Annotated in this window: 21 protein-coding genes and 4 pseudogenes; 14 read left to right on the forward strand and 11 right to left on the reverse strand. The window is 53.6% G+C overall.

The annotated features are described in order from the left end of the window. The first annotated feature begins 6 nt into the window (after positions 1-6). Positions 7-156, forward strand: coding sequence for a hypothetical protein (locus tag KRAC_RS72560; protein ID WP_211221425.1), 150 nt, complete (start codon positions 7-9; stop codon positions 154-156). Between the two features lie 394 nt (positions 157-550). Here the strand turns inward: KRAC_RS72560 and ribA are convergent, their stop codons facing one another. From ribA to cofH, 3 genes are all read right to left on the reverse strand, one after another. Beyond that, positions 551-1,165, reverse strand: a complete 615-nt coding sequence (gene ribA, locus KRAC_RS42910; RefSeq protein WP_007918165.1) for a GTP cyclohydrolase II — start codon at positions 1,163-1,165, stop codon at positions 551-553. A gap of 6 nt (positions 1,166-1,171) precedes the next feature. Further along, on the reverse strand, positions 1,172-2,323 hold the full coding sequence (gene ribD, locus KRAC_RS42915; RefSeq protein WP_007918167.1) for a bifunctional diaminohydroxyphosphoribosylaminopyrimidine deaminase/5-amino-6-(5-phosphoribosylamino)uracil reductase RibD: 1,152 nt from the start codon (positions 2,321-2,323) through the stop codon (positions 1,172-1,174). A 146-nt stretch (positions 2,324-2,469) separates the two neighbouring features. Then, on the reverse strand, positions 2,470-4,929 hold the full coding sequence (gene cofH / locus KRAC_RS42920) for a 5-amino-6-(D-ribitylamino)uracil--L-tyrosine 4-hydroxyphenyl transferase CofH (RefSeq protein WP_007918169.1): 2,460 nt from the start codon (positions 4,927-4,929) through the stop codon (positions 2,470-2,472). 103 nt (positions 4,930-5,032) lie between these two features. Between cofH and KRAC_RS72565 the strand changes: the two genes are divergently transcribed. Beyond that, a complete protein-coding gene (locus tag KRAC_RS72565; RefSeq protein ID WP_157507832.1) occupies positions 5,033-5,188 on the forward strand; it encodes a hypothetical protein in 156 nt (51 codons plus the stop codon). Between the two features lie 89 nt (positions 5,189-5,277). On the opposite strand, the gene KRAC_RS42925 is transcribed toward KRAC_RS72565, so the two are convergent. From KRAC_RS42925 to KRAC_RS42945, 5 genes and pseudogenes are all read right to left on the reverse strand, one after another. Continuing rightward, positions 5,278-6,303: an MFS transporter gene (locus tag KRAC_RS42925; RefSeq protein ID WP_007918171.1), complete on the reverse strand. Its 1,026-nt coding sequence runs from the start codon at positions 6,301-6,303 to the stop codon at positions 5,278-5,280. An 800-nt stretch (positions 6,304-7,103) separates the two neighbouring features. Next, positions 7,104-7,220, reverse strand: a complete 117-nt coding sequence (locus KRAC_RS80170; RefSeq protein ID WP_420795853.1) for a hypothetical protein — start codon at positions 7,218-7,220, stop codon at positions 7,104-7,106. Positions 7,221-7,280: 60 nt separating this feature from the next. After that, entirely contained in the window at positions 7,281-8,237 is a 957-nt protein-coding gene (locus KRAC_RS42935; protein ID WP_007918175.1) for an LLM class F420-dependent oxidoreductase, read from the reverse strand. Between the two features lie 1,262 nt (positions 8,238-9,499). Further along, a pseudogene (locus tag KRAC_RS80175) lies at positions 9,500-9,598 on the reverse strand (IS6 family transposase); the annotation flags it as partial. A gap of 15 nt (positions 9,599-9,613) precedes the next feature. Next, positions 9,614-9,829 (reverse strand): hypothetical protein, encoded by a 216-nt coding sequence (locus KRAC_RS42945; protein ID WP_007918177.1) that lies wholly within the window; start codon positions 9,827-9,829, stop codon positions 9,614-9,616. A gap of 130 nt (positions 9,830-9,959) precedes the next feature. Here KRAC_RS42945 and KRAC_RS42950 point away from each other — a divergent pair, with 130 nt between their 5' ends. From KRAC_RS42950 to KRAC_RS42960, 3 genes are all read left to right on the forward strand, one after another. Further along, positions 9,960-11,666 carry an IS1634 family transposase gene (locus KRAC_RS42950; RefSeq protein WP_007918178.1) on the forward strand — a complete coding sequence of 569 codons (1,707 nt, stop codon included), beginning with the start codon at positions 9,960-9,962 and terminating at the stop codon, positions 11,664-11,666. A gap of 48 nt (positions 11,667-11,714) precedes the next feature. Next, the gene (locus KRAC_RS42955; RefSeq protein WP_007918179.1) at positions 11,715-12,197 is read left to right on the forward strand and encodes a hypothetical protein; all 483 of its coding nucleotides are present in this window, start codon (positions 11,715-11,717) and stop codon (positions 12,195-12,197) included. Positions 12,198-12,328: 131 nt separating this feature from the next. Next, complete coding sequence (locus KRAC_RS42960; RefSeq protein WP_040447051.1) at positions 12,329-13,030, forward strand: IS6 family transposase; 702 nt, start codon at positions 12,329-12,331, stop codon at positions 13,028-13,030. A gap of 523 nt (positions 13,031-13,553) precedes the next feature. Here KRAC_RS42960 and KRAC_RS42965 read toward each other — a convergent pair. Beyond that, positions 13,554-14,375 (reverse strand): annotated as a pseudogene (locus KRAC_RS42965) (IS6 family transposase). Between the two features lie 280 nt (positions 14,376-14,655). Here KRAC_RS42965 and KRAC_RS42970 point away from each other — a divergent pair. The 7 genes and pseudogenes from KRAC_RS42970 (at position 14,656) to KRAC_RS42995 (ending at position 19,261) form a co-directional block, all read left to right on the forward strand. After that, a complete protein-coding gene (locus tag KRAC_RS42970) occupies positions 14,656-15,015 on the forward strand; it encodes a YciI family protein (RefSeq protein ID WP_007918180.1) in 360 nt (119 codons plus the stop codon). A 6-nt stretch (positions 15,016-15,021) separates the two neighbouring features. Continuing rightward, entirely contained in the window at positions 15,022-15,198 is a 177-nt protein-coding gene (locus tag KRAC_RS77120; protein WP_244422597.1) for a hypothetical protein, read from the forward strand. Then, entirely contained in the window at positions 15,137-15,616 is a 480-nt protein-coding gene (locus KRAC_RS42975; RefSeq protein WP_244422574.1) for an RNA polymerase sigma factor, read from the forward strand. The genes KRAC_RS77120 and KRAC_RS42975 overlap by 62 nt, the downstream gene beginning before the upstream one ends. Positions 15,617-16,119: 503 nt before the next feature. Further along, positions 16,120-16,773 (forward strand): DUF6596 domain-containing protein, encoded by a 654-nt coding sequence (locus tag KRAC_RS42980; RefSeq protein ID WP_052569117.1) that lies wholly within the window; start codon positions 16,120-16,122, stop codon positions 16,771-16,773. Between the two features lie 53 nt (positions 16,774-16,826). After that, positions 16,827-17,018: pseudogene (locus KRAC_RS80180) on the forward strand (SDR family NAD(P)-dependent oxidoreductase); the annotation flags it as partial. A 46-nt stretch (positions 17,019-17,064) separates the two neighbouring features. After that, complete coding sequence (locus KRAC_RS77130; RefSeq protein ID WP_244422505.1) at positions 17,065-17,361, forward strand: SDR family NAD(P)-dependent oxidoreductase; 297 nt, start codon at positions 17,065-17,067, stop codon at positions 17,359-17,361. A 439-nt stretch (positions 17,362-17,800) separates the two neighbouring features. Continuing rightward, complete coding sequence (locus KRAC_RS42995) at positions 17,801-19,261, forward strand: MFS transporter (protein ID WP_007918187.1); 1,461 nt, start codon at positions 17,801-17,803, stop codon at positions 19,259-19,261. A 223-nt stretch (positions 19,262-19,484) separates the two neighbouring features. Here the strand turns inward: KRAC_RS42995 and KRAC_RS72580 are convergent. Then, a pseudogene (locus KRAC_RS72580) lies at positions 19,485-19,709 on the reverse strand (IS6 family transposase); the annotation flags it as partial. A gap of 294 nt (positions 19,710-20,003) precedes the next feature. Here KRAC_RS72580 and KRAC_RS72585 point away from each other — a divergent pair. After that, on the forward strand, positions 20,004-20,174 hold the full coding sequence (locus KRAC_RS72585) for a hypothetical protein (RefSeq protein WP_007918189.1): 171 nt from the start codon (positions 20,004-20,006) through the stop codon (positions 20,172-20,174). Between the two features lie 535 nt (positions 20,175-20,709). Here KRAC_RS72585 and KRAC_RS43000 read toward each other — a convergent pair. Then, the gene (locus tag KRAC_RS43000) at positions 20,710-21,426 is read right to left on the reverse strand and encodes an IS6 family transposase (RefSeq protein ID WP_007918191.1); all 717 of its coding nucleotides are present in this window, start codon (positions 21,424-21,426) and stop codon (positions 20,710-20,712) included. Between the two features lie 334 nt (positions 21,427-21,760). On the opposite strand from KRAC_RS43000, the gene cofC reads away from it, so the two are divergent. After that, on the forward strand, positions 21,761-22,375 hold the full coding sequence (cofC, locus tag KRAC_RS43005; RefSeq protein ID WP_007918195.1) for a 2-phospho-L-lactate guanylyltransferase: 615 nt from the start codon (positions 21,761-21,763) through the stop codon (positions 22,373-22,375). The last annotated feature ends 154 nt before the right edge of the window (positions 22,376-22,529 follow it).

Here is a 22,529-nt window from a genome sequence, read left to right on the forward strand (position 1 = left end):
AATTCTATGGCTTCTGTAGGACTAGCCAGGACAGAACAGGAAATGAGCGCAGACAGAGAGGTTGCACTGCAAAAGGCGGCTGCCGGGCAGCTGGTAGCCGTGATTGCGCAGACGTACCCACTGGAGCGTGCCGCTGATGCCCATGCAGCCCATTGAAGCTCGAAAGAGCATCGGCAATGTCCTGCTCATCCCGTGATTCTCGCGCGATGGAACCTGCGACTTTACACAGATCCCATCACCAATTTCGCTGCTTGAGTCACGTGAATCTCCCAGCCAGTTGAGGAGGCAACTATCCGTGATAGCTTACTTCATCATTACCTCTCTGGGTTGACCACATACTTATAGAACGTGTTTCTACTTTTGAAACCGGTCATCTGCATCATCTCGGCAACGGTGTTTTGCTTAGCTGCATAGAGTTCTTTGGCACGTGCCAAGTTGCGTGGCTCTGTTTTCTCAACCGCTTTCGGTCTGCCACCTTGTCGGCCTCGTGCGCGTGCAGCTTCCAAACGGATTCCCAACATGGAATAACTGGAAGACGTGCTGGTTCACATCACCTTGTTTCCGGCAAGCTATGCAACAGGTGCCCCATGCGCTCGCGCTTCGTCTGGAGATAAGCGAAATTACTCGCCGTCGGCGGAATTTCCAGGGGTACCCGCTCTGTCTTGATGTCATGTGCTTGCAATGCCTCAATCTTTTTAGGATTATTGGTCATAATGCGGGCGTGGGTGATTTGCATTTCTTGCAAGATTGCAACGGCAGTCGTATAGCGACGAGCATCAACAGGATAGCCAAGGTGTTGGTTGGCATCAACCGTATCATAGCCCTGCTCTTGTAGTTTATAGGCTTGCAGTTTGCCTGCCAGACCGATGCCACGTCCCTCCTGGGGCAAATAGAGGAAGATGCCCCGGCCTTCCTTGGCAATTGCTCGGAGCGCGGCATGCATTTGGGCCTGGCAGTCACAGCGCTGGGAGCCAAAGATATCGCCTGTGGTGCAGGAGGAGTGGAGACGGAGCAACGGCGGTTGGTCCTGGCTCCCGGTGAAGTCTCCCAGGAGTAGCGCCAGATATGCTTCTCCGCTGGCACATTCCTCATAGTGGCGCAGATGGAAGAGTGCTTCTTGGGTTGGTAGTTGTATTTCCGCGAGTAAACGAATAATCTGTTGCATGTATTTCTAATTTCCTCTATTGTTCTCTTCTGCTGTGTAGGACATCTCTCCTTCGATCAGCAGATCCTCAGCAACTGTCTGGAATGAGACCTGCTGGAGGCGGTGAGCGTGTTGCATGATCGCCAGGCCAGCTCCTCCAATAGGTGATGGTGCGCCCTCACCTCCAATGAGCTTCGGCGCGACAAAGGCCGCGACATGATCGATCAGTTTGTGCTCAAAGGCGCTACCCAGCAGGCTGCTACCACCTTCCAGGAGTAGATGCATAATCTCTCTTTGCCCCAGGATGTGCAACGCGGCCATAAGATCTACCCGCCCGGTCTGGTCAGCTGGTACCTCAATGACCTGGATACCACGCTCACGCAGGCGCTCACGCTGGTCTGGAGCACTTGTCTCGCTGACGATGACGCATGTGCCTGGAGCCAGTTGCTTCTGGAAGAGTTGAAGTTGAGCGTTTAGCTCGCCCCGAGACGACACCACAATACGCAAATGGTTGGGACGCTGTGTTCGTGGGTGAACGCGCTGTTCTTCCGTCAGACGGATAGTTAAGCGTGGATCGTCGGCGTGTGCTGTGCCTACCCCAATCATAATCGCATCGACGCGGTCGCGGAGCTGATGGACCCAGGTGCGGGCAGCTGATCCGCTGATCCAGGAAGCGTCCCCTGTATGGCTGGCTAGTTTACCATCGAGCGTCATCGCCCACTTGGCTGTGACATAGGGCCGTCCTTGCGTAATATAGGTCGCAAAGGGACGAATGAGAGCCGCCGTTTCCGGCTCGGCTATGGTTGTGATTACCTCGATCCCTGCCTCACGCAATTGCGCTACTCCACGTCCACTGACCTGCGGATTAGGATCGAGCGAGCCAATGATCACTCGTTTAATCCCGGCCGCAATGATAGCGGCGGTACAGGGTGGAGTATGGACGGTAATGCAACACGGCTCAAGTGTCGTATACAGATCCGCCCCCACCGCTGCGGTCGTCTCCGCCTCGCGTAATGCGTGGATCTCAGCATGTGGTCCATAGGGTGGTGAAGTCGCGCCACGTCCAATGACCTGGTTCTCTCGGACCAGCACAGCCCCGACAGGCGGACGTGGACTGGTCCGTCCTTCAATGGAACGAGCGCAGGCAATGGCTTTTTGCATAAATTCCAGGTGACTCATATTCCCTCTCTTTGTAAGAGAAGTGATTGTAGGGCAAGACGGGTGCGATGCAGTTCATTTTTTGCGAACGAGGCACACCCCACACCACCCCAAGCAGAGGCAAGCGCCATCGCTACCCGCATGGAGCGATGGCGCTTGCCTCTGCCTTAATGAACTGTCGTCTGCACTTGAGGCCGTGTATAGCGCTTTGCGGGTGTTAACACAATGGGTTGGAGTTCTGGCGCAGCGAACGAGGCCAGACGACGTTCCTCTGGCACAGGCCGATAGAGCGTCGTGCGTTGGAGGGGAATACGTCCGATTTCGTAGATAATCTCCTCCATCTGCTCAGGCGGTAACTCCTGACCCATTTCGCCGCCAGCCGCACGCGTGATGCTCTCATTCATCAGCGTCCCACCTAGATCGTTGGCTCCCGCTTGCAAAACAGCCTGAATGCCCTTGCGTCCCATTTTTACCCAGGAGACCTGAATGTTTGTAATATGTGGATATAAGACTAAGCGGGCCACAGCGTGCATCAGCACCGCCTCGCGGAAGGTTGGCCCCTTGCGTGCACGGCCTTTCCAGTACATTGGAGCCTCCATATGCACAAAGGGGAGCGGCACAAACTCAGTAATCCCGCCAGTGCGCTCCTGAAGACCTTTCACACGTAGCAGGTGGCGTGCCCAGTGGACCGGCTGCTCAATATGACCATACATGACCGTACTGGTTGTGCGTAAACCAACCTTGTGCGCCTCCTCGATCACCTCTAACCACTGGTCCGTCTTAATCTTGTCAGGGCAGAGGGTCGCCCGCACCTCATCATCTAGAATCTCAGCAGCCGTCCCAGGAAGCGTACTGAGTCCTGCCTCCTTCAACTGAACCAGAAAGTCATGCAGACTGAGACCAAGCGTCTGTGCACCTTGCCAGACCTCCAGCGGCGAGAATGCATGGATATGCATCTCCGGCAATGCCGCCTTAATTGCCCGACAAATATTCAAGTACGTCTCGCCCGTATACTCTGGATGGATGCCGCCCTGCATACAGACCTCAGTTGCCCCGCGTGCCCAGGCCTCCTGAGCGCGTCTGACTACCTCATCCAGACCCAGATCGTAAGGCGTCCCACGTAAATTCTCGCTGAGTTTCCCCTTTGAGAAAGCACAGAACTGGCATTTGAAGTAACAAATGTTGGTATAATTGATATTGCGGTTGACCGCATACGAAACAACATCCCCATTTACACGCTGACGCAACGTATCGGCAGCGCGACACACAGCCACGAAATCGGCACCTCGTGCCTGAAACAGCCGAACAACCTCAGCCTCGCGCACCGGCTCAGCCGCCAGAGCCTTCCCAATGATCATCTGCACATCAGCGGAGACATGCTCCAGCACCTTCCCCTGCGTCTGTGTGATTAGCTCCAGCTCTTCGGCGGGAAGCTCAGCCTGAGCGCCGGGAGACCAGTCACTTGTTCGCGCATAGCCCTCGCTATCACTGGACTGTAAGAGCGGTGTCAGCAATTGCTGGTCCTGCCACTGTGACGCAGCGAGAACATAACTCGGATAGACCGCCAGACGTTCCACCACCACCTTCCCAGTTTCTGCCGTCCGCTCAGCCAGCTCTTGCAGATGAGGCCAGCGAGCTTCCGGGTTTACATGATCGGGCGTCACCGGCGAAACACCACCCCAGTCATTCAAGCCCGCGCTCACCAATTGCTGGTAGACCCCAGGACTCAGATTGGGAGGAGCCTGAATATTCATGGTCCCGCCAAAGATCACACGAGCGACAGCCAGCGTCCAGAGCAGATCATCCAGATCAGGTTCCTGCGCATTGGCCATCTTTGTTCCCGGCTTGGCGCGGAAATTCTGGACAATAATCTCCTGAATGTGACCGTATTGCTGATGGAGAGCGCGCAGCGCCAGCAGCGACTCAATACGCTCCAGCCGAGTCTCCCCAATTCCAATCAGAATTCCAGATGTAAACGGTACCTTTAACTCACCAGCCAGCCGAATCGTCTCCAGCCGCACCTCTGGCCGTTTATCTGGTGAACCGTAATGTGCTCCCCCACGCTCACCGAGTCGAGCGGAAACACTCTCCAACATAATCCCCTGTGAGACAGAAACGCGTCTGAGCAGAGCAATCTCCTCAGCCGTCAGCACCCCAGGATTCGCGTGCGGCAACAAGCCGGTCTCCTTGAGAACCAGCTCAGCCATCTCAGCTAAATAAGAGATTGTCGTCTCATGGCCCAGCTCAGCCAGCTCGCGAGCCGCCACCTTATAGCGCCGCTCAGGCTTATCCCCCAGCGTGAAGAGCGCCTCATGGCAACCAGCCTCAGTTCCTGCCCGCGCAATCGCCAGAATCTCATCCCGCGTCAGATACGCCTTCTGACCAGGACGGGGTGGCTGTGCGAACGTACAATAGTGACACACATCTCGACAGAGCTGCGTTAAAGGAATGAATACTTTACGGGAATAAGAAATACGATTCTGGTGAACCTGATCGCGGAGTTGCGTTGCGGTAGACAGAAGCGGAGGAAGATTGGTCCAATCAACTAATGAGCGAGCCTCAGCATCCGAGAGAACCTGTCCTTGTAAGACAGCATCAAGAACTCTCGCTGTTGCCTTCTGCGTCATGCCTGTTCCTTTCGTAAGTAAGAGAAAAGCCTGTTATATAGATAGCCACCATTCAAGTACGACGTATTCCGTAAATTTGGTCTATTTTTCCCTCAAGGAGTTGATGACCGATACAGCTGGTTGGTGTGCGCAGATTGCCCCATCTCGTCACGACTCGCGCCAGATGGGCACGACTGAGGCCGACCACATATCCATTGAGGAGGTTGGCACCACCACGCCATGCACGTCCCCTGTCAGCGCGTCGGTCCCGAGGTGCTGATACTCACACATCAAAGGCCAGTCGAGCAGCGCGGTATCCGTCGACGATATCGGTGGGAAGTCAGTTCTAAGGTTGCATCTGATGTACAGTCAGTGCTCCTTCACCATTTGCGCCGACGCGCCATCCTTCCTCTCGCTACCCGTGACCCTTGCACCGGGGTCAAAATACCACGATGCAGGGAGTATTCTGCCCGACCAATCGTGTGAACACTCTAAGACATCGGCCTCTACGAGTGGTGGAACAATACGGCTGGCTTCTCGTGATCCCTTCAGTGGCAGGACCGCGAGCCAGAGACCAAGGCTGAGTACTACCGCCACCAGGGTTGCGATGACGAAGGCATGCCTGCTTCCGTTACTTGCTGAAACGACCGAGAATATCAGGCCGAGCAGGGTGATACCAAGCGCACCTGACAACTGCGAGACCGTCGCAAAGACGCCCGACGCAGTTCCAATATCGTGAACGCGGATCTCCTCAAGCGTCTTGCTCATCAGCGGCGTAAAGAGCAGGCCTATGCCTATGCCGAGCGTGAAGAGGGGGCGACGAGCATCGGAACCATTCCCCACAATGGCTACAAACCATTGAGCGGCCAGGAGCGTCACCAGGTATGCCAGTGTCATCAAACCAGCCACCACAGACATACCCCAGACGTTCAGGCGCATGGAGAAGAACGAGCTGAGACTAGACATGAGGATAAAGGTGATGCTACTCACCAGAAACGCCAGGCCTGCTTGCAGCGGAGAGAGGCGTAGCACCGTTTGCAGGTAGAAGGCTTGCAAGAATAACTGCCCGGCATACAACGATAAGCCCAGCATACCAGTAGTGAAGATGCCAACGCCAAGCAGAAATAAGCGTTTTCGCCCATAGAGATCACCCAGACGTCCTCCAATCACCAGCAAAACGGCATATGCCAGTGCGTAGACCGCAACAATAAGCTGCACCTCGGCAAAGCTCGAATGCAATTCTTTCTGAATGGATGGAACGGCAACGTTGATAATATATTCATCGAGGGTCCCCATGAAGGATGCGCACAAAACGACGACCAGCATGAGCCAGCGACGAGGATTGAGGGCATGCGCCTGTGGCTCCGATGGGGAAGATATCATTTGCGTGTCCAAAGAGTGTAGCTCCTTTCAAGAACATCTGAGCGTAAGTACAACGTGAAACGCATCTCCCCCATCTAGCAAGTGATCAGCCTTCTCCAATCCAAACGGACAGTTTGTACATCACAGCAATCTTAAAGATGTGCAGAGATTACAAACTGCTCCCCTCCATACTGGCAAGTGTCCAGGATCGACTACGTTTATCGTGCATATAATGATTCTCTATATAAATCATGTATACACATGCAATATCATATTTTTGTACCCAAAAAAGGTTTCATAGCAATGTGTGCGGCGGCACTCGGTTTCCCCACGCAACTCGCTTTTGTTTACTCATAATACTCATAGAGCACTCACTGCGCTCTCTCCATAGTTCAACGAAAGCATCGGCGCGCTCTGGAGAAGCCCCTGCAGCCAGCATCGCTCGCCTGTATTCCTCCATAGTCCTGTTGATATACCGAATCGCCTTGCCAGTTGCCTGAGATATCCGCTCGACTATCTCTGCCATCGTCAGCGATTCCGGACCCGTCATGTCGTAGATCTTGCCCTCATGTCCTTCGCTGTGGAGTATCGCGAACGTTGCCTTGGCGATGTTCTCACTATCGACAGGCGAGGGCCTTGTGCTCTCCCTCCCAATGGAGAACGCAAGACTCTCAGAAGCATCGCTGGCGCTCCCGGGAGATAAAACTGCATGAATTGGCTGGGACGCAGGTGTGCCCATGCTAACCCTGACCCTCCAAGATATCGCTCGATTTCTTCGGATCAAAACCAATGCTTGTTTCAGCACCAGAGCACGCCAGCCTTCCTGGGCAGCATCAATAAAGGTGGACTGCGTCTCCAGCATCCGCTCCGCAGCGCAGAACACGCTCCACGCCGTCCAGAGCGGCTCCAAGCGTCTCGGGTCGAAGCAGATCACCTTCCACAATCTCCACGGTGGGCAATGCCTCGAACGCATGCGCCTTCGCGCGCTTCCTGACCAGCGCTCGCTTCTTTTAACCAGCTATATTAATGAACTCTCTGGCGAAACGACGAGCCATATCTATTTGCATCATATCATCGAAGATGAGCGTCAACTCCTGAGCGCCTGCGGCCTCGTAGGCGGCTATACGCTGGCGGATCGTCTCCGGACTGCCAATGAGAGCAAATGGCCGAGGATCTCCTCCCATGCTTTTTGCCCAGTCTGGAATCGTAGCCTGGGCCTGCTCATCAGTATTAGCAATGCGGCAGCCCACTTGCACGGTACGGTGAATGCTATGGTAATCGCGTCCAACTGCCTCACAATGCGCTTTGAGCACTGCGAACTTGTGCTCGACCGTGGCGGGATCGCCAAAGACGTTACAGATATCGCCGTATTGCGCGACCAGTTTGAGCGTGACCTGCTCGCCACCGCCAGCAATCAGCATGGGAATATGGGGTTGCTGCACTCCCTTTGGTCGATTCATCGCACCATGAACCTGGTAATAGTTTCCTTCAAAAGTCGTCTCTTCCTGTGTCCACATGGCGCGAATAATCTGCACGGCTTCGCGCAACCGGCGCAGACGCTCCGGCCCATCGGGATACTCGTAGCCATAGGCTCGATAATCAGGCTCGTACCAGCCCGCTCCGATGCCAAAGGTGAAACGTCCATGCGAGATCACATCGAGGGTCGAGGCCATCTTCGCCTGTAAGGCGGGGTTGCGATAACTATTCCCTGTCACCATCTGGCCAATGCGCACCCGCTTCGTATCGCGAGCCAGAGCCGCCGCTGTGGTCCAGCACTCAAACGTGACTTCTTGTGTTGGTTGGGCAATGGCATGAAAGTGGTCCGCCACCCAGATCGACTCGTAGCCATACTCATCAGCCGTGTGTGCCATGCGCGTTAACGTTTCATATGCTTCCACCGGATCTTTGATGCCTGTCAGATCCATCAAACCACCCATTGGAAAGAAGATACTATACTTAAGGGACATACTTACCTCTTTCTCTGCTAGCAGAAGAAGCTCTGCCAGCAATACAGCTCGAAGAATAAGCACTATTTGAAAAGCTACCTGGCTTGTTCTGCTGTTGCTTTGTTTTAGGAACAACATATTCGGCCAAAGTTAAAAATTTATATAGGACGGCAACTTGACAGCATTTTACAGTGAAGCTCTGCCAAGATCGGCTAGCTAGACATCGAGACGAAAGGACATCATTGAAGTAGACCTGATGTAGCATTTATCAACGTAAATCTAGTCGCTGTTGTAGGTGGCGCTTCGGGATGGCTTTGAGCAAGCGCTGTTTGAAATGCTTGGAATGATTCTAGCCCGTCAAAACCCTTTTTCGCCTCTTCGTTCGCGCAAATCCCCCTCCTCTCAAGCCGTTTGCGCCAGGCGGGTCAGCTTTTCATGCGCTTCCAGCGGGTCTTTGATGCCAGCCAGTTCATGCGTTAACCCTCAGGGAAGGAAGAGACCATATTGAATAGACATACGTGCTTACCTCTTTCTCTACAATGATGTAGCCCACCAAACAAGCGCCTTTTGAAAAGCTCCTTGCTGATGATGCTGTGACTTTCTGAGCGAGATGTTCTCCATTTGCAACTGAGACCGCGAGCGATGTATGACTGTCCAGCACTGTTTTTGCTATCATGCGGAAAGGATGCTCAGTTTTCCACCTTTATAGAAACGACGAACAGACACGGTCCGAAAAGGACATCCTTCTATTTCTATATACTGGAAATCCCTCACCTAATTTCTGTCGTCATAACTTTAAGCTTTCTTCTTCGTCCTCTTCACCATACGCGGATGGTAGACTTTTGCCAATGGATACCATTTCCGTTGAGATGGTAGACTCCTGGCTCCATGAATTTCTTTGCCCCTAAAACCAAGGGGAGAGCGCAAGAATTGGCACACAGCCTCATCATGCTTTCCCTGGTCTTTAGGCAGAGATGACCCTGACGGCATGGAGGCTGTCAGGGCCACTGATGATTGCAATCACCCAGGTTTGGCGTGTTCCTTAGGGAATCCAGTTTAAGGGAATCCAGTTCAAGGGAATCCAGGCTGATAGGATATTCATGTTTTCTCCTTTCTCGGGATATGAGATGTTGTCGTAAAGACCACCATCTGTGATCTTCTATACACACGACGAACAAGCACAATCCAAAAAGGACATCCTTGAAGCCGAATATGGGGATACATCAGAACTGAGGATACAGATGACAGCAAAGCGCCTGGAGAGAAGCCACTCTCGTTTCCTGTTAGGCGCGCAGAACCATCGTCTTCAAGGTATCCAATCGTTGGCAGAACAAGTGGCGTTGGTCGGCAAGAGAATCATATTGTTGTAGAGTGAGACGAAACTCCATTCCTTTTCCTTACAATCGCCCGACCAACCGCGCCAGGCGAACCCTCTCCTGGGCGGCGTCCGAGACTGGCACAAGGCTTAACGCCAGCGCATCAATGGGCGTTCCGAGCAGTTCCAGCACGCGATCCCTTATCTTGTCCTCATTACCAAAGACCACCAGGCTTTCAATGAGTCTCTCTGAAACCGGATGTGTGTCCTGTTCTGTAAAGCCCGCCGCAACGAACATATTGCGAGGTATTGTCAACTTGGTAACGGAGCTAAGCTCTATGCTAAAATAGCTGCATGAAAACAAACATCATTGCTCACCGTTCGCTTAAATCTGGACGCCATTTTCAAATTCTGGTAAGCTGAAGGGCATGAAAGAAGCCCTGAGCATAGAGACAGAACGTATGGATGATATCCCGCTGTTGATCACACATATGCAGCGCATGAAATTGGCCGAGTTGCTGGATAAGCACATGCCGACCCACGGTCACCGGAAAGGACTGAGCGTGGGAGAACTGAGTGTGGTCTGGCTGGTTCATATCCTTTCGCAAGCCGATCATCGGATGAATCGCGTGCAGAAGTGGGCCACCAGCCGGCTGGAAACCTTGTGGGGATGTGGGGTGGACGCTCTCTGTGCACAGGATCTGACGGATGATCGGCTGGCAGATGTGCTGCGCCTGCTTTCGCAAGACGTTCATTGGCACGTGTTTGAGCAGGAACTGATGGGTCAGTTGGTGCGTATCTATGACCTGCAAGCGCAGTGTGTGCGCATTGATACCACCACGGCCAGCAGCTATACCGACGTGAGCGAACAAGGGCTATTGCAATTGGGCCATAGCAAGGATCACCGCCCTGACTTGCCCCAACTCAAGCTCGTACTCGCCAGCCTGGACCCGTTGGGAATGCCGCTGGCGACCGAAGTGATTTCCGGTGAGCATGCGGATGATCCCGTGTATCTGCCCATCATTGCTCGTGTGCGTGACGGACTCCAGAAGAAAGGGTTGCTGTACGTGGGGGATTGCAAAATGGCGGCTTTGCAGACCCGCGCCAGCATCCAGATGCAGGGAGAGTACTATCTGTGCCCCCTTTCGGCCATACAAGCGCCGCCAGCTCAGGTGTCTCAGGAAGTAGAAGCCCAACAATCCCAAGGAGCACGTTTGATCCAAGTAGAACGCATGGATTCCGAGGGAAAGAACACCTGCATCGCTCAAGGGTATGAGACTGTCCAGACAGTAACGGCCCAGGTGGATGGGCAATCTCAGACCTGGCAAGAGCGTCGCTTGTTGGTCCAATCGATGGCCTCCACTCACTCCGCTCAGGCGAGTTTGCAGGAGCGTTTGCAGAAAGCGCAGCAAGCTTTGCAGGAGCTGACCGCACGGCGACAAGGGAAAACACGTTTGGCGGAGCGTGTAGAGGTTGAAGAGGCGATCAAAGACGTTCTCACCCGCTTTCGCGTCGAGGGCTTGTTGGATGTGCAGATCCAGGAACACGTGCAAGAACGCCTGGTGCGTGCGTATCGTGGACGTTTGTCGGGCGTGCGCCGCGTGGTAACGTTTACGGTCAGCAGTCAGCGCGAGGAGAAGAGTATTGAAAAGGCTATGAGCCAACTCGGCTGGCGGGTCTATGCTACCAACTATTTGGACGAACACCTCACCTTGGAACAGGCAGTAGAAGCCTATCGCGACGAATATCTGGTGGAGCGCAACTTCTCTCGCCTCAAAGGCCATCCGTTGTCGTTGGCTCCTTTGTACGTCCAACGTGATGACCACCGCATCGGGTTGGTCCGCTTGCTCACCCTCGCCTTGCGCGTTCTCACCCTGCTGGAAGGCGTCGTGCGGCAGCGCCTGGGTGAACAGAAGGAGGATCTGGCTGGTCTGTTTGCTGGCAATCCCAAACGTCGGACGGCTCAACCCACAGCAGAACGCCTGCTGGAAGCTTTCCGCGAAGTGACTTTGACGGTCGTTTCTGCTCCTGGTTTTGCACAGCGGTATGTCACGCCTCTTTCTTCTCTTCAGCAGCAGATTTTGACCCTGTTAGGCATCTCTCCTGCTGTCTATCTCCGACTGGTGGATGAGTGAGGACATACTCTCACTCAGGCATTTTTTCGAAATGAAGGAGTCCTTTCCATGGATGAAAGTGCCTACGATTACCGCGAACTCGTGCAAACGTATATTCAAACCGAGCGGAAAGATCACCCACACGCAGCTTTCGAACAGTATTACGCGAGGCTGCTCACGCTGCTTGAGCGGGTATTCGAAGTAGATTTTTCGTCACCTCCTTCATCACAGGGTGCTCTTTGGATGCTCTTTCAAGCCACGGTTCGCTCGTATGTGAGTCTAAGGACTCCTTGGAGTAACTTCCTAGAAGCAGGGCTTATCGTTCAGAAGATCGAACAACTTGGTCCCCAAGGAGAAAAGATCTTCCAACTGAGCAAACACATTGAGGAGTTGACGCAGAGCAGTCGAGAGGCCCACCTTCAACTGATCTACGATCTTTTTACGTGCGTTTACGGCAAACGGGATCTCGTCGTTACCTCACAAGATCTGAAAGCAAGAGGCTTCGACGATTTAAAAGAGCCTCAGATCTCAGACTACTGGGACGAGATCTGAAGCTTCTCAAAGATTCGAAGTGCAACATTGTATGTGCCTTCATTGAATCAGGGGACTTCCACACCCACAAGTTGCGAAATACCCTTGGATGATTCTTCAAATCCGCCCAAAATTTAGGCGAACCGTGAGTCATTGCTCCCGATTATAAAGGTTTTCGTTTCCCACCTGAAATCATCAGCCATGCTGTTTGGTTGTATTTTCGTTTCTCGCTCAGTTTTCGCGATGTGGAAGAACTTTTGGCACAGCGCGGGATTGTCGTGACCTATGAAACCATTCGACAATGGCGTTTGAAATTTGGCCAGACCTATGCCAATGAACTGCGTCGTCGCCGTCCTCGTTGTGGCGACAAATGGCACATGGACGAGGTCGTTTTTCCCATTCGTGGCCAAAAACACTCCCTCTGGCGAGCAGTGGATCAGGATGGCAATGTGCTCGACATCCTCGTGCAGAGCCGCCGCAACAAAAAGGCAGCCAAACGATTTTTCCGCAAACTTCTCAAAGGGCTGCAATACGTCCCTCGAGTGATCATTACCGATAAACTTAGGAGTTATGGGGCGGCGAAACGTGAAATCCTGCCTGGGGTGGAACATCGACAGCACAAAGGGTTGAACAACCGAGCAGAAAATTCGCATCAACCCACGCGACTGCGAGAGAAGAAAATGAGACGTTTTAAATCAGCAAAACACGCGCAACGCTTTCTCTCCGCCTTTGGTCCCATTGCTGGGCATTTCCAGCCGCGACGCCACCGTTTGCGTGCCGGAGAATATCGTACCCTGTTACAGGACCGATTCCAGCAATGGAGTGAGGTGACTGAGGTGAAACTGGCCACATAATCCCAGAGACATTCCCACCTTCCCCGCACTGCAACGCCCCACTTCGTTCTAGCTCATCAATATATTTTATCCCTGCGAATAAGTTGACAATATCTTCAGATCAACTTCCCACCCTTCGATGCAAAATCGATCCACCCTTCAGTTAATTTACCAGTACCAGCGCACACAGAGGAGAATCATGTCGGGCTGAAAGTGACGCCGCTTGAACGAATGCTGATGACTCATCAAGGGTACTCCTCGGCTACGCCTCAAATAAAGAAGAGTTTACCATCGCACCCTCATTCTTGCAACACAACCGTCCATGTTACTTATTGGATGGGGAGCCGTCCTGGTTGGGGTTGTTGTTCATATCGGCATGGCAACTGCGAAACGGAAGCAAGTGCAAAGAGGAACTCCGCCAGTAATCGCTCTTGGTGATCTCACTCTCCTCGTTAATGCAAGAATTGGTGGGATACGGTTCTGTCAGAACTGAGAGCACAGAAGCTCATCAAGGACCAGTACATATGGAGATTGCTGTATTGTGTTAGGAAATGACCCGCATGGCTTCTTTCAAAGCAATAAGCCGATCAAGGAAAGCTCGCCGCTGCTCGGAGAGTGTGGCTGGTTCTCCCATGATGGAGTGAGGGCGAAGAGAGTTCCGCAATTCATCAAAAGCAGAACAGAAACGAGCAGCCGAATCGAAGTTTCCGAAGCCATGCATGGGGTAATACCGTTGATTGACTCCCCGATGGTCTTGCTCCAGGCGATTATTGAGATATTTGTTGTTTCGATGAAGCACACAGTCGCCTAGCGTTTCACGTATTGCTCGTGGATAGGAGGTATGCCCATCTGTTGTGACCTGCTCGGGAACATGGCCAACAACGGCAAGAGCTTGCTTGAAAAACTGTTTGGCCGCGTCCATGTCTCGCTTCTCACTCAACCGCGAATCCACGAGATTGCCATCGGCATCGATAGCGCGATACAGATAACACCATTTCCCCTTGACCCTAACGTAGGTTTCATCTACGTACCACGACTGCCCTGCTTGCCCGCGTCGCCTGATGCGGAGTTACTCTGCAAGCAGTGGAGCAAACCGCGTTTCCCACTCCCGAACAGTCTCATGGGTGAACTCCCATCCTCGCTCAAGAAACATCTCGGCGAGGTCTCGCAGACTCAATTTGTACCGGAGCCGCCACAAGACGACCAGGAGAACCATATCGGTGGGGTATTCCAGAAAGTTGAACGGTGTTCCTGTCCGCTCATTGAAGGTTTGCTTGCAAGCTGAGCAGCGGAACATCCGATAGCCAAGCGATGTCTTCTTGGTCTGTTCTTTGGTGGTAGCTGATGCACAGTGTGGACCGTTCATGAAGCACTCCTCGTCAGATGGTCGTTGCTCTTAGCATACCTCATCAACGATTTCCGGGCCAAACCTTCTTCTGAATTCTGACAGAACCCTCCATCAATAGTATTGATCCTTTTGCTACGCGAGAGCACATGATCTGGTGTTATCGCTTCTTGTCGACGGATCTTGCGCCAATTCGCTGGAAGGATGTCCTTTTCAGATCATGCCTGTTCGTCGTATGTATAAAGGCGGAATGCTTAGCACCCTTTGATAGAGAAACTTCAAGAACGGAAAGAATAATATCATGAAATACGTGCTTTTGTTTTGCGCAGCTTCCCAGGATCTGGAAGCATGGCAGGCGCTGTCTGATGAGGTTCGCGCCCACAAACGTGCGCAGGCCAGTCTGTGGATAGCCGAACACAGCGCTCAGATTCGCAAGAGCTATGGACTCCATCTGCCCCATACCGTCACCAGCGTCCATTTTGGCGCAGGCAGTCAACCGCTCGTGACTGATGGCCCCTTCCTTGAGGGCACAGAAGTGATTGGTGGTTTGGCTGAGATTGAGGTGGCCGATCTTGATGAAGCGTTGCAACTCGCCAAGACATGGTCTGTCCACACGCCAGGCCACCCGGTGGTCGAGATCTGGCCCATGGTAGAGGAGTAGCACTCTATGACCGATAAACACAGCGACACGTTTCCTCTCGTTCCGCACGATGAGATCCAGGTCACGCTTACTATGGTCTTCCGCGAAGAGGCAGGCAGGATCGTGGGGGGCGCTTCTGCGCATTTTGGGCAACTTCGAGGTGGCCGAGGAGATCGTCCAGGATGCTCTGCTGGTCGCACTTGAACGCTGGCCGGTTGATGGCATTCCGGCTCAGCCCGGTGCCTGGTTGCTGACAGTGGCTCGTCGTCGCGCCATCGATCAACTTCGACGGAATGCTCGTTACCATGACAAACTCGCCGAACTGGAGCACTCAGCGGTGCAGGAACCGGATGATCGTCTCCGACTGATGTTTACCTGCTGCCACCCGGCGCTTTCGCGCGAGGCGCAAGTGATCCTGACGCTCCGGGCCGTCTGTGGCTTCACGACTGCTGAGATTGCCCACGCCTTCCTGGCCTCGGAGGCAGTGGTGGCACGGCGTCTGGTACGAGCGCGGCAGAAGATTGTCCAGGCTGGCATCCCCTATCGCGTTCCCGGTGATGAGGACCTCGACGAGCGGCTCGGTGAAGTGTTAGCGGTGCTCTACCTGATGTTTAACTGGTAAATGACATCCGAAGTGAGCAGGTTTTGCCCACCCACTTGAGCACTTGCCCTCCAATGTGAGCAGCGTGGCTATCAAGCGCAAATGAAGCCGCTCTATAAGCCAATAGTCGTGTGCCGTTTCTGTACATTCAGTGCTCAAGATTCGGCGTCATGCGGGTACTGAATGTTCAGACAGACTTCCAGCACCAGCAGAATTCAAGCCAAACGCTGAAGATCCGGCTCATGCGGGCTCACGATTGGGCTCAAGTACCCTGTCTGGAATTTACAACACCTGCTGCTGGTTGACCGCCTCTGAGGCGGATTCTCTGTCAGGCAGTGGCGCTGTTGCTCACATTGGAGGGCAAGTGCTCAAGTGGGTGGGCAAAACCTGCTCACTTCGGATGTCATTTACCATTAACGAAGGCTATCTTGCCAGCGGGGGCAGCACCCCTATGTGTCGTGATCTCGCTGAGGATGCTGCATGGCTTGCTGCCTCCTCACAGGGCTTATCCCAAGGAACCGGAGGTGTTAGGCTTGTTCGCGTTGATGCGCCTCCATCTCGCACGCACTGATGCGCGCTTCGATGCTACAGGCTCACTGATCTTACTTGCCGAACAGGATCGTTCCCGCTGGAATCGACGGATGATTACCGAAGCAGGAGGACTGATCGAACAAGCGGCGGCCCTGGGCCATCCAGGTCCCTATCAGGTGCAGGCTGCGCTGGTAGCCTGCCACGCGGAAGCCGAGTCGTGGCAGGCCACTGACTGGCCGCAAATCCTGGCCCTCTACGACTTGCTGCTCTCTTTGACTCCCTCGCCAGTGATACGACTGAACCGAGCGGTGGCGGTACGCTATGTGGCCGGACCGGAAGAAGCCCTGACCGAGGTCGAAACGCTGGCGCATGATCTGGAGAGCTATCATCTCTTCCATGCCATCCGGGGAGAACTCCTGCTGGAACTCGGCCGACGCGATCGGGCCCAGGCCGCTGAGTTGCGGGCACGTGCGCTGACTGACAACCAGGCCGAGCAGTCCCTCCTCCACCAGCGCCTCTCTCCAGAAAGCGCAGGCAACTGCACCTATCCTGGGACCGCTGATCGAGCAAGGAAGAGGACAAAAAACAGCAATCAAGGTGAGATGTCCAAACCAGAGAGACCTTCCTCTGAGGGACTGTCGTGGTGATCGAGGAATCGATTGATGACCATCATCGTAACGAAATGGACAAGGAGTATGACATGACGAATCTTTCTGGCAAGACGGCGCTGGTGACCAGTGCCTCCCGGGGCATCGGGCGTGCAATAGCCCGGCGGTTGGTGTCCGACGGTGCGCTCGTCGGCATTCACTACGGCAACAACGAGACAGCCGCCAACGCAGCGTTGGCGGAGATTGAACGGGCTGGCAGCCACGCCTTCACGACCCGCGCCGAATTCGGCGTCGGCAGACCGGATTGCATCTACGTTCTTCCACTACACGATGAACAAGGCAGTTATCGAGGCTTTGAGTCGGACGCTCGCCCAGGCATTGGGTGCGCGGGGGATCACCGTAAATACGGTGACACCAGGCGTCATAGAGACTGATATGGGGGCATGGGTGTACAGCGCTCCAGGTCTCGAGGAGAACATCGTGGCGATGATTGCCATTGGGCGGCTCGGGCAACTGACCGATATCGCCGACGTTGTCGCATTCCTCGCCTCGCACGATGCGCGGGGGATCACGGCTGTCACGCTCGACGCGAGCGGTGGCACATGGCTCAGACCTCATGCGGGCTGAGACCCCGTCGCAGTCCGAGGACCTCGTGCTCGTCGAGAGCATATTTGCCATATGCAGGTTACCAACTGACCCTGGCCCTCTATGGTCTGCGCGCCCTGTGACACCTTCGTCGGTCACCCAAATGAACAGAGTGGTCGCGCTGCGTCTGTGACCGGGTTAGAAGCGGCGCTGAACCTCCAAGAGGAGAAAGCATGGAACCGAACCATCAACTCTTCGGCCATTACCTTCGCTCCCGTATGGAAATGCAGCGAGGTATGACTGGACGACATTACGAAAAAACATCAGGATATAGGAGTGCATCAGGCATGAGAGCGGCAATTGGGAAGCTTCTCAAATCTCTTGTGAGATATTATAGACGCCCTACGACGAACGCGGAACCAGAGATTCTTCAGCATAGCTCAAGAAGAAGTCAGGGCCATGCTGGAAAAGGGAGCGCATTATGAAGACCTCCTCCATTGCCAAAAACCATCCGGAACAGCAAGGGACGCGAGCAGACAGGTGGCGCTGGGTGGCGCTCATCCTCGTCAGCCTGGCCATTTTTCTGGATACCGTAGATGTGTCCATCGTCAATGTGGCCTTGCCCGATCTCCAGCGAGGGCTCCATCTGACCACCACGGATTTGCTCTGGGTCCAAGGTGTCTACCTGCTCACCTACGCGGGTCTCATGTTGTTGGGGGGGCGTGCTGCTGACCTGCTTGGTCGTCGTCGCATCTTTCTGCTGGGAGCCACGCTCTTTGGCCTGGCCTCGCTCATCAGCGGCCTCGCCAACAGTGGGTGGCTCTTAATTGTGGCACGCGGGGCACAGGGGATCGGAGCCGCCTTGACGATGCCTTCAGCCGTTTCGATTCTCACCACGACCTTTGCAGAGGGACCGGAGCGCAACAAGGCGTTAGGCATCTTTAGCGCAACGGGTGGCGCGGGTTTCACGTGCGGGTTAGTCCTTGGTGGGGTGCTGACCAATTTTATCAATTGGCACTGGGTCTTCCTGGTCAATGTCCCCGTCGTGCTGCTGATCCTGGGGTATTCCCGGGTCGTGGTGCCTGAGGGTCGGTCGATGATGGGAGAACGGTCCTACGATCTGACAGGTGCCGTCACGGTAACAGGAGGATTGCTCCTGCTGGTCTACGCGATTACGCAAGCGAACGAGGCCAGTGCCACTCCTTTGAAGACGGGAGGACTGCTCGCCCTCGCATGCTTCCTCCTGGTACTGTTTCTCCTCATCGAACGATATAGCAAAGCCCCACTGATGCCGCTGCGCATCTTCCGGTCGCGCACCCTTGGTGCAGCTTCTGCTGTCTCGTTCACCTTGCTCGGTTCGTTTTTCGGCTTCTTGTTCATCTGCACGCTCTATTTGCAGGATGTGCTCCACTACTCCCCTGTGCTTGCGAGTCTTGCCTTGTTGCCAGCAAGCATTATCACCATCCCTGTCTCCCGGTTTGTCGCGCCCTGGCTCATGAGTTGGTTGGGGGTGAGGTACAGTAGCGTCCTGGGTCTGCTCTGTCTGTTGAGTAGCATTGCGCTTTTTTTGCGGACTGGGGCAAGCGCTGACTATGTGGAGATCATCTTGCCATCGACGATTCTTTCTCAGGTCGGAATGTCCATTTGCGTTCCGACGCTGGCTATTGCTGCTGTCAGCGGGATCGAGCAGGCTGAGCAGGGTTTGGCAGCCGGTCTCCAGGGAACATTAGGGCAAGCTGGCGGAGGGCTGGGGCTTGCCATCACGACAGCAGTGCTCGCGGCGAACATGGCTTCTGGACACGTGGGTGCAACGACTACCATCCCATCCGTCGTGGCACAGCTCAGTGGCTTCCACGCTGGTCTCCTGGCCGCAGCGGCAGGTGCTGCGCTGGGTGTCCTTATTGCATTCTTTGGCTTAAAGATACGGTCTGAAACGCCGTAAACGAGGAGGCAGCGAATGAAACCACGCTCTGAACCAGAGTAGGCAGGTAGGAGCGTGCCTTGCCTGTACCAAATGGATCTTGCGAAATTATTTCACGCTGTATATTGGAGCGTAAGTGAGAGAAATGGTGAAAGATTTAACATAACGTTATTGGTTCTGTCAGAACTGAGAACACAGAAAAGCTTGCCGGATCAGAGTAATGCTCACTTCTTATTTCATTGGCCTATAATGCCGCTTGTATCACTGTTTGCAGGGCTGCAAGACGTTGGAGAAAAGCCTGTCGTTGTTCCAGGAGGGAGATCACTTCGCCCATGGTGCGGCGCAGACGGAAATAATTGCGCACTTCGTCAAAGGCACGACAGAAGCGTGCCGCCGCTTCAATGGTTCCAAAACCACGCATCGGATAGTACCGTTGTTTGATACCCCGATGATCTTGCTCGAGCCGATTAAAGAAACCCAGGCTACATCAAATTGCCTTCACGATTTTTTATGGTGGGAGGCTCAGATGAGAAGAAGGTCCCAGATCCAGGCTGTTCTAGTGAAGTGATTCACTGAAACGCAGAGACCGCTCATGTATCCTTGTAGATGTACGGTGATATCCTAGGCTAGCAGATGGGTCCCATATGGAGGGAGAGAAGCCTCTCTTCTCTGGCAACCATCCTCTTCTTCGTTTCAGATAGACTGACTGTTTGTGCGAAGAATCGAGTACTGCCAATGCAAGCCATAATTGAAAGGAAAGTCCATGTTTCGTCTTATGAATTTGCTTCTCAACGGTCAACCTCTTCCACGTATTTTGATTGGCCTCCTCTTTCTCGTCATTGGATGTGTGGGCCTCTATGTCGCCCTGATACAGGGGCGGTCAGATGGCTGGATTCTGGCAGGTGTCGGAATCATTTTAGGAGATACATACTAGGTATCTTGCTTTTCCTTGGCATAAAAAGTCTGGGCAACAAGGGGAATAGCGCTCGCTCTCAGATGTAGGCTCTTTCTGCTCACTGCTTGCAAAAAAGTGTGCCACAACCAAAGGTAGTGTTGCAAAAAAATTTTAGCTGAGAAAATGGAGCGGGTAATGACGGCACAAGAAGCATTGCCACAGAGAAAAGGTGCATGTTCTGCATCTTTTCCTGACGAGAGATGTTCGAGTGCGCTTCAATTTGCTGAGCTTTAATTTTTTTGCAACACTACCGTTCTGACCACTACGGTGCAACATTAAAGAGGCAGACGGGGTTCGAGCCAGTGTGTTGCACGCCAAACCGCTGGAGAAGGTTGTCGAGGCCAACGTTCCCTCCAGGGTGCAAGCTCTGGAAGAGGGGTTTGGAACCGTTCCCGACAAAAACGGTTCCCCCGCAAGGGGATGTTGTCAACTTATTGAAAGAATGGAAGAGCTTGTAAAAAAGAAGGACGAGGGAAAGAAAAGAGGTAGAAGAATAGGAGTGGACGATGCAGTGTTATGCCGCAGTTTTTGTTTCGGTTACCTCATTCCAGATCTGGAATCGGGTCTGTAAAATGGCACGGTATTCCTCAGCACTCAGACAGTGCCTTCGTGGTTGGAAATGGCCAGCGATGAGGCCGAAAGCCGAGAGAAAGCGTTGTGCGTGCTTGGCTGATTTAAACCGCCGCATCTTCTTTTCACGGAGCCGTGTGGGTTGGTGTGAATTTTCCGCTCGATTGTTCAATCCTTTGTGTTGCCGATGCTCCACGCCAGGCAGGATCTCGCGTTTCGCTGCTCCATAGCTCTTCAATTTATCAGTGATGATCACGCGTGGCACGTGGTGCAGCCTTTTGAGGAGCTTGCGGAAGAACTTTTTGGCCGCATTCTTGTTGCGTCGGCTCTGAACAAGGATATCCAGCACGTTGCCATACTGATCAACAGCTCGCCACAAATAGTGGGTTTTGCCATTAATTTTCAGGCACACCTCGTCCAGATGCCATGTATCTCCCGTTTTCGGACGGCGACGGCGCAGTTCGTTGGCACACACTTGCCCAAATTGAAGGCACCACTGGCGCACTGTTTCATACGTCACGACGATTCCGCGCTGCGCCAGAAGCTCTTCAACATCGCGAAAACTGAGCGAGAAGCGGAAATACAGCCACACTGCGTGGTTGATGATTTCTGGTGGGAAGCGAAAGCCTTTGTAGCTTGGAGTAGTGGGGGTTGTTTTCATGCAGTTATTCTAGCACATTGTTCAGCTACATTCCCAAGTTGACAATACCTTCCGAATACATCCTGAAGCGGCTCAGAGATGCCAGCTCAGCATTTCGGTTTCATCAGCTTGCACTTGTTTTGAATCATGCCATCAAAGAAAGGCCAAGTCGATCTATTAGATACACAAATTGGAGGGAATATGAGAAAACTCATTGTTTCAGAATGGATAACCGATACTATCATGCACGACCTGGAACATAAAGCCGAGCTGGCACGCACCATCATTTCGAGCAGCAGGTCTCAATTATAAAACATCGAATCAATCACACTCACAGGAAGAAAGTCAGGCACGCATGGGACACCGAGCATTAATCCCGGTCAAACATCTTTCCGCTGTCAAAACACGCCTCTCCAGGCACCTGACGCCAGAGCAACGTTCTACGCTGGTGCTTGATATGCTGCATCGCGTTATTGACGCGCTCCATGCCAGCCAGGCTCTTGAAAGCATCTCGGTTGTCAGCGCAGACAGCGAAGTACTTGAGAGAGCGCGATGCTGGGGCGCGCATGGCTTGCAAGAAGAGCAACCAGGCCATAACGAAGCTCTGGCCGTCGCCGCCCATCACGCGATCAATCATGGCGCGGATACACTACTCACGCTCTCTGCCGACCTGCCACTTCTCTGCGGACAGGATGTGCGCGCGATGATCGAGCAATCCGAGACTCACCAGATTGTGCTGGCTCCGTCCCGCGATGGAACCGGAACGAACGCTCTACTGGCGCGCCCACCCCTGGTCGTTCCTTATGTCTTCGGTGTCAACAGCCTGCAACACTATATCGCACAGGCTCGCTCGTACCAACTGAGTTACATGCTCTATCGCAGCCTGGGAACCGAACTGGACATTGATACCCTCGAAGATCTCATGCTCTATTGGAGCTACGATCATTGCGAAACCCTTGCCAAAGGCTAATCTATTGATTGTTATATATTCCACAAAGTTTCAATCAACCCACTGGATACGCAACGAGCTTGTAGCAAGTGAACAACGAAATAATGGAAGAGGTTGTTGGAAACAAACAGGGACTCTTGCCCCTCATGAGCAGCTCAGAGGGGAGATGACGCCT

The sequence above is a fragment of the Ktedonobacter racemifer DSM 44963 genome, from assembly GCF_000178855.1.
Taxonomy (GTDB): Bacteria; Chloroflexota; Ktedonobacteria; order Ktedonobacterales; family Ktedonobacteraceae; genus Ktedonobacter; species Ktedonobacter racemifer.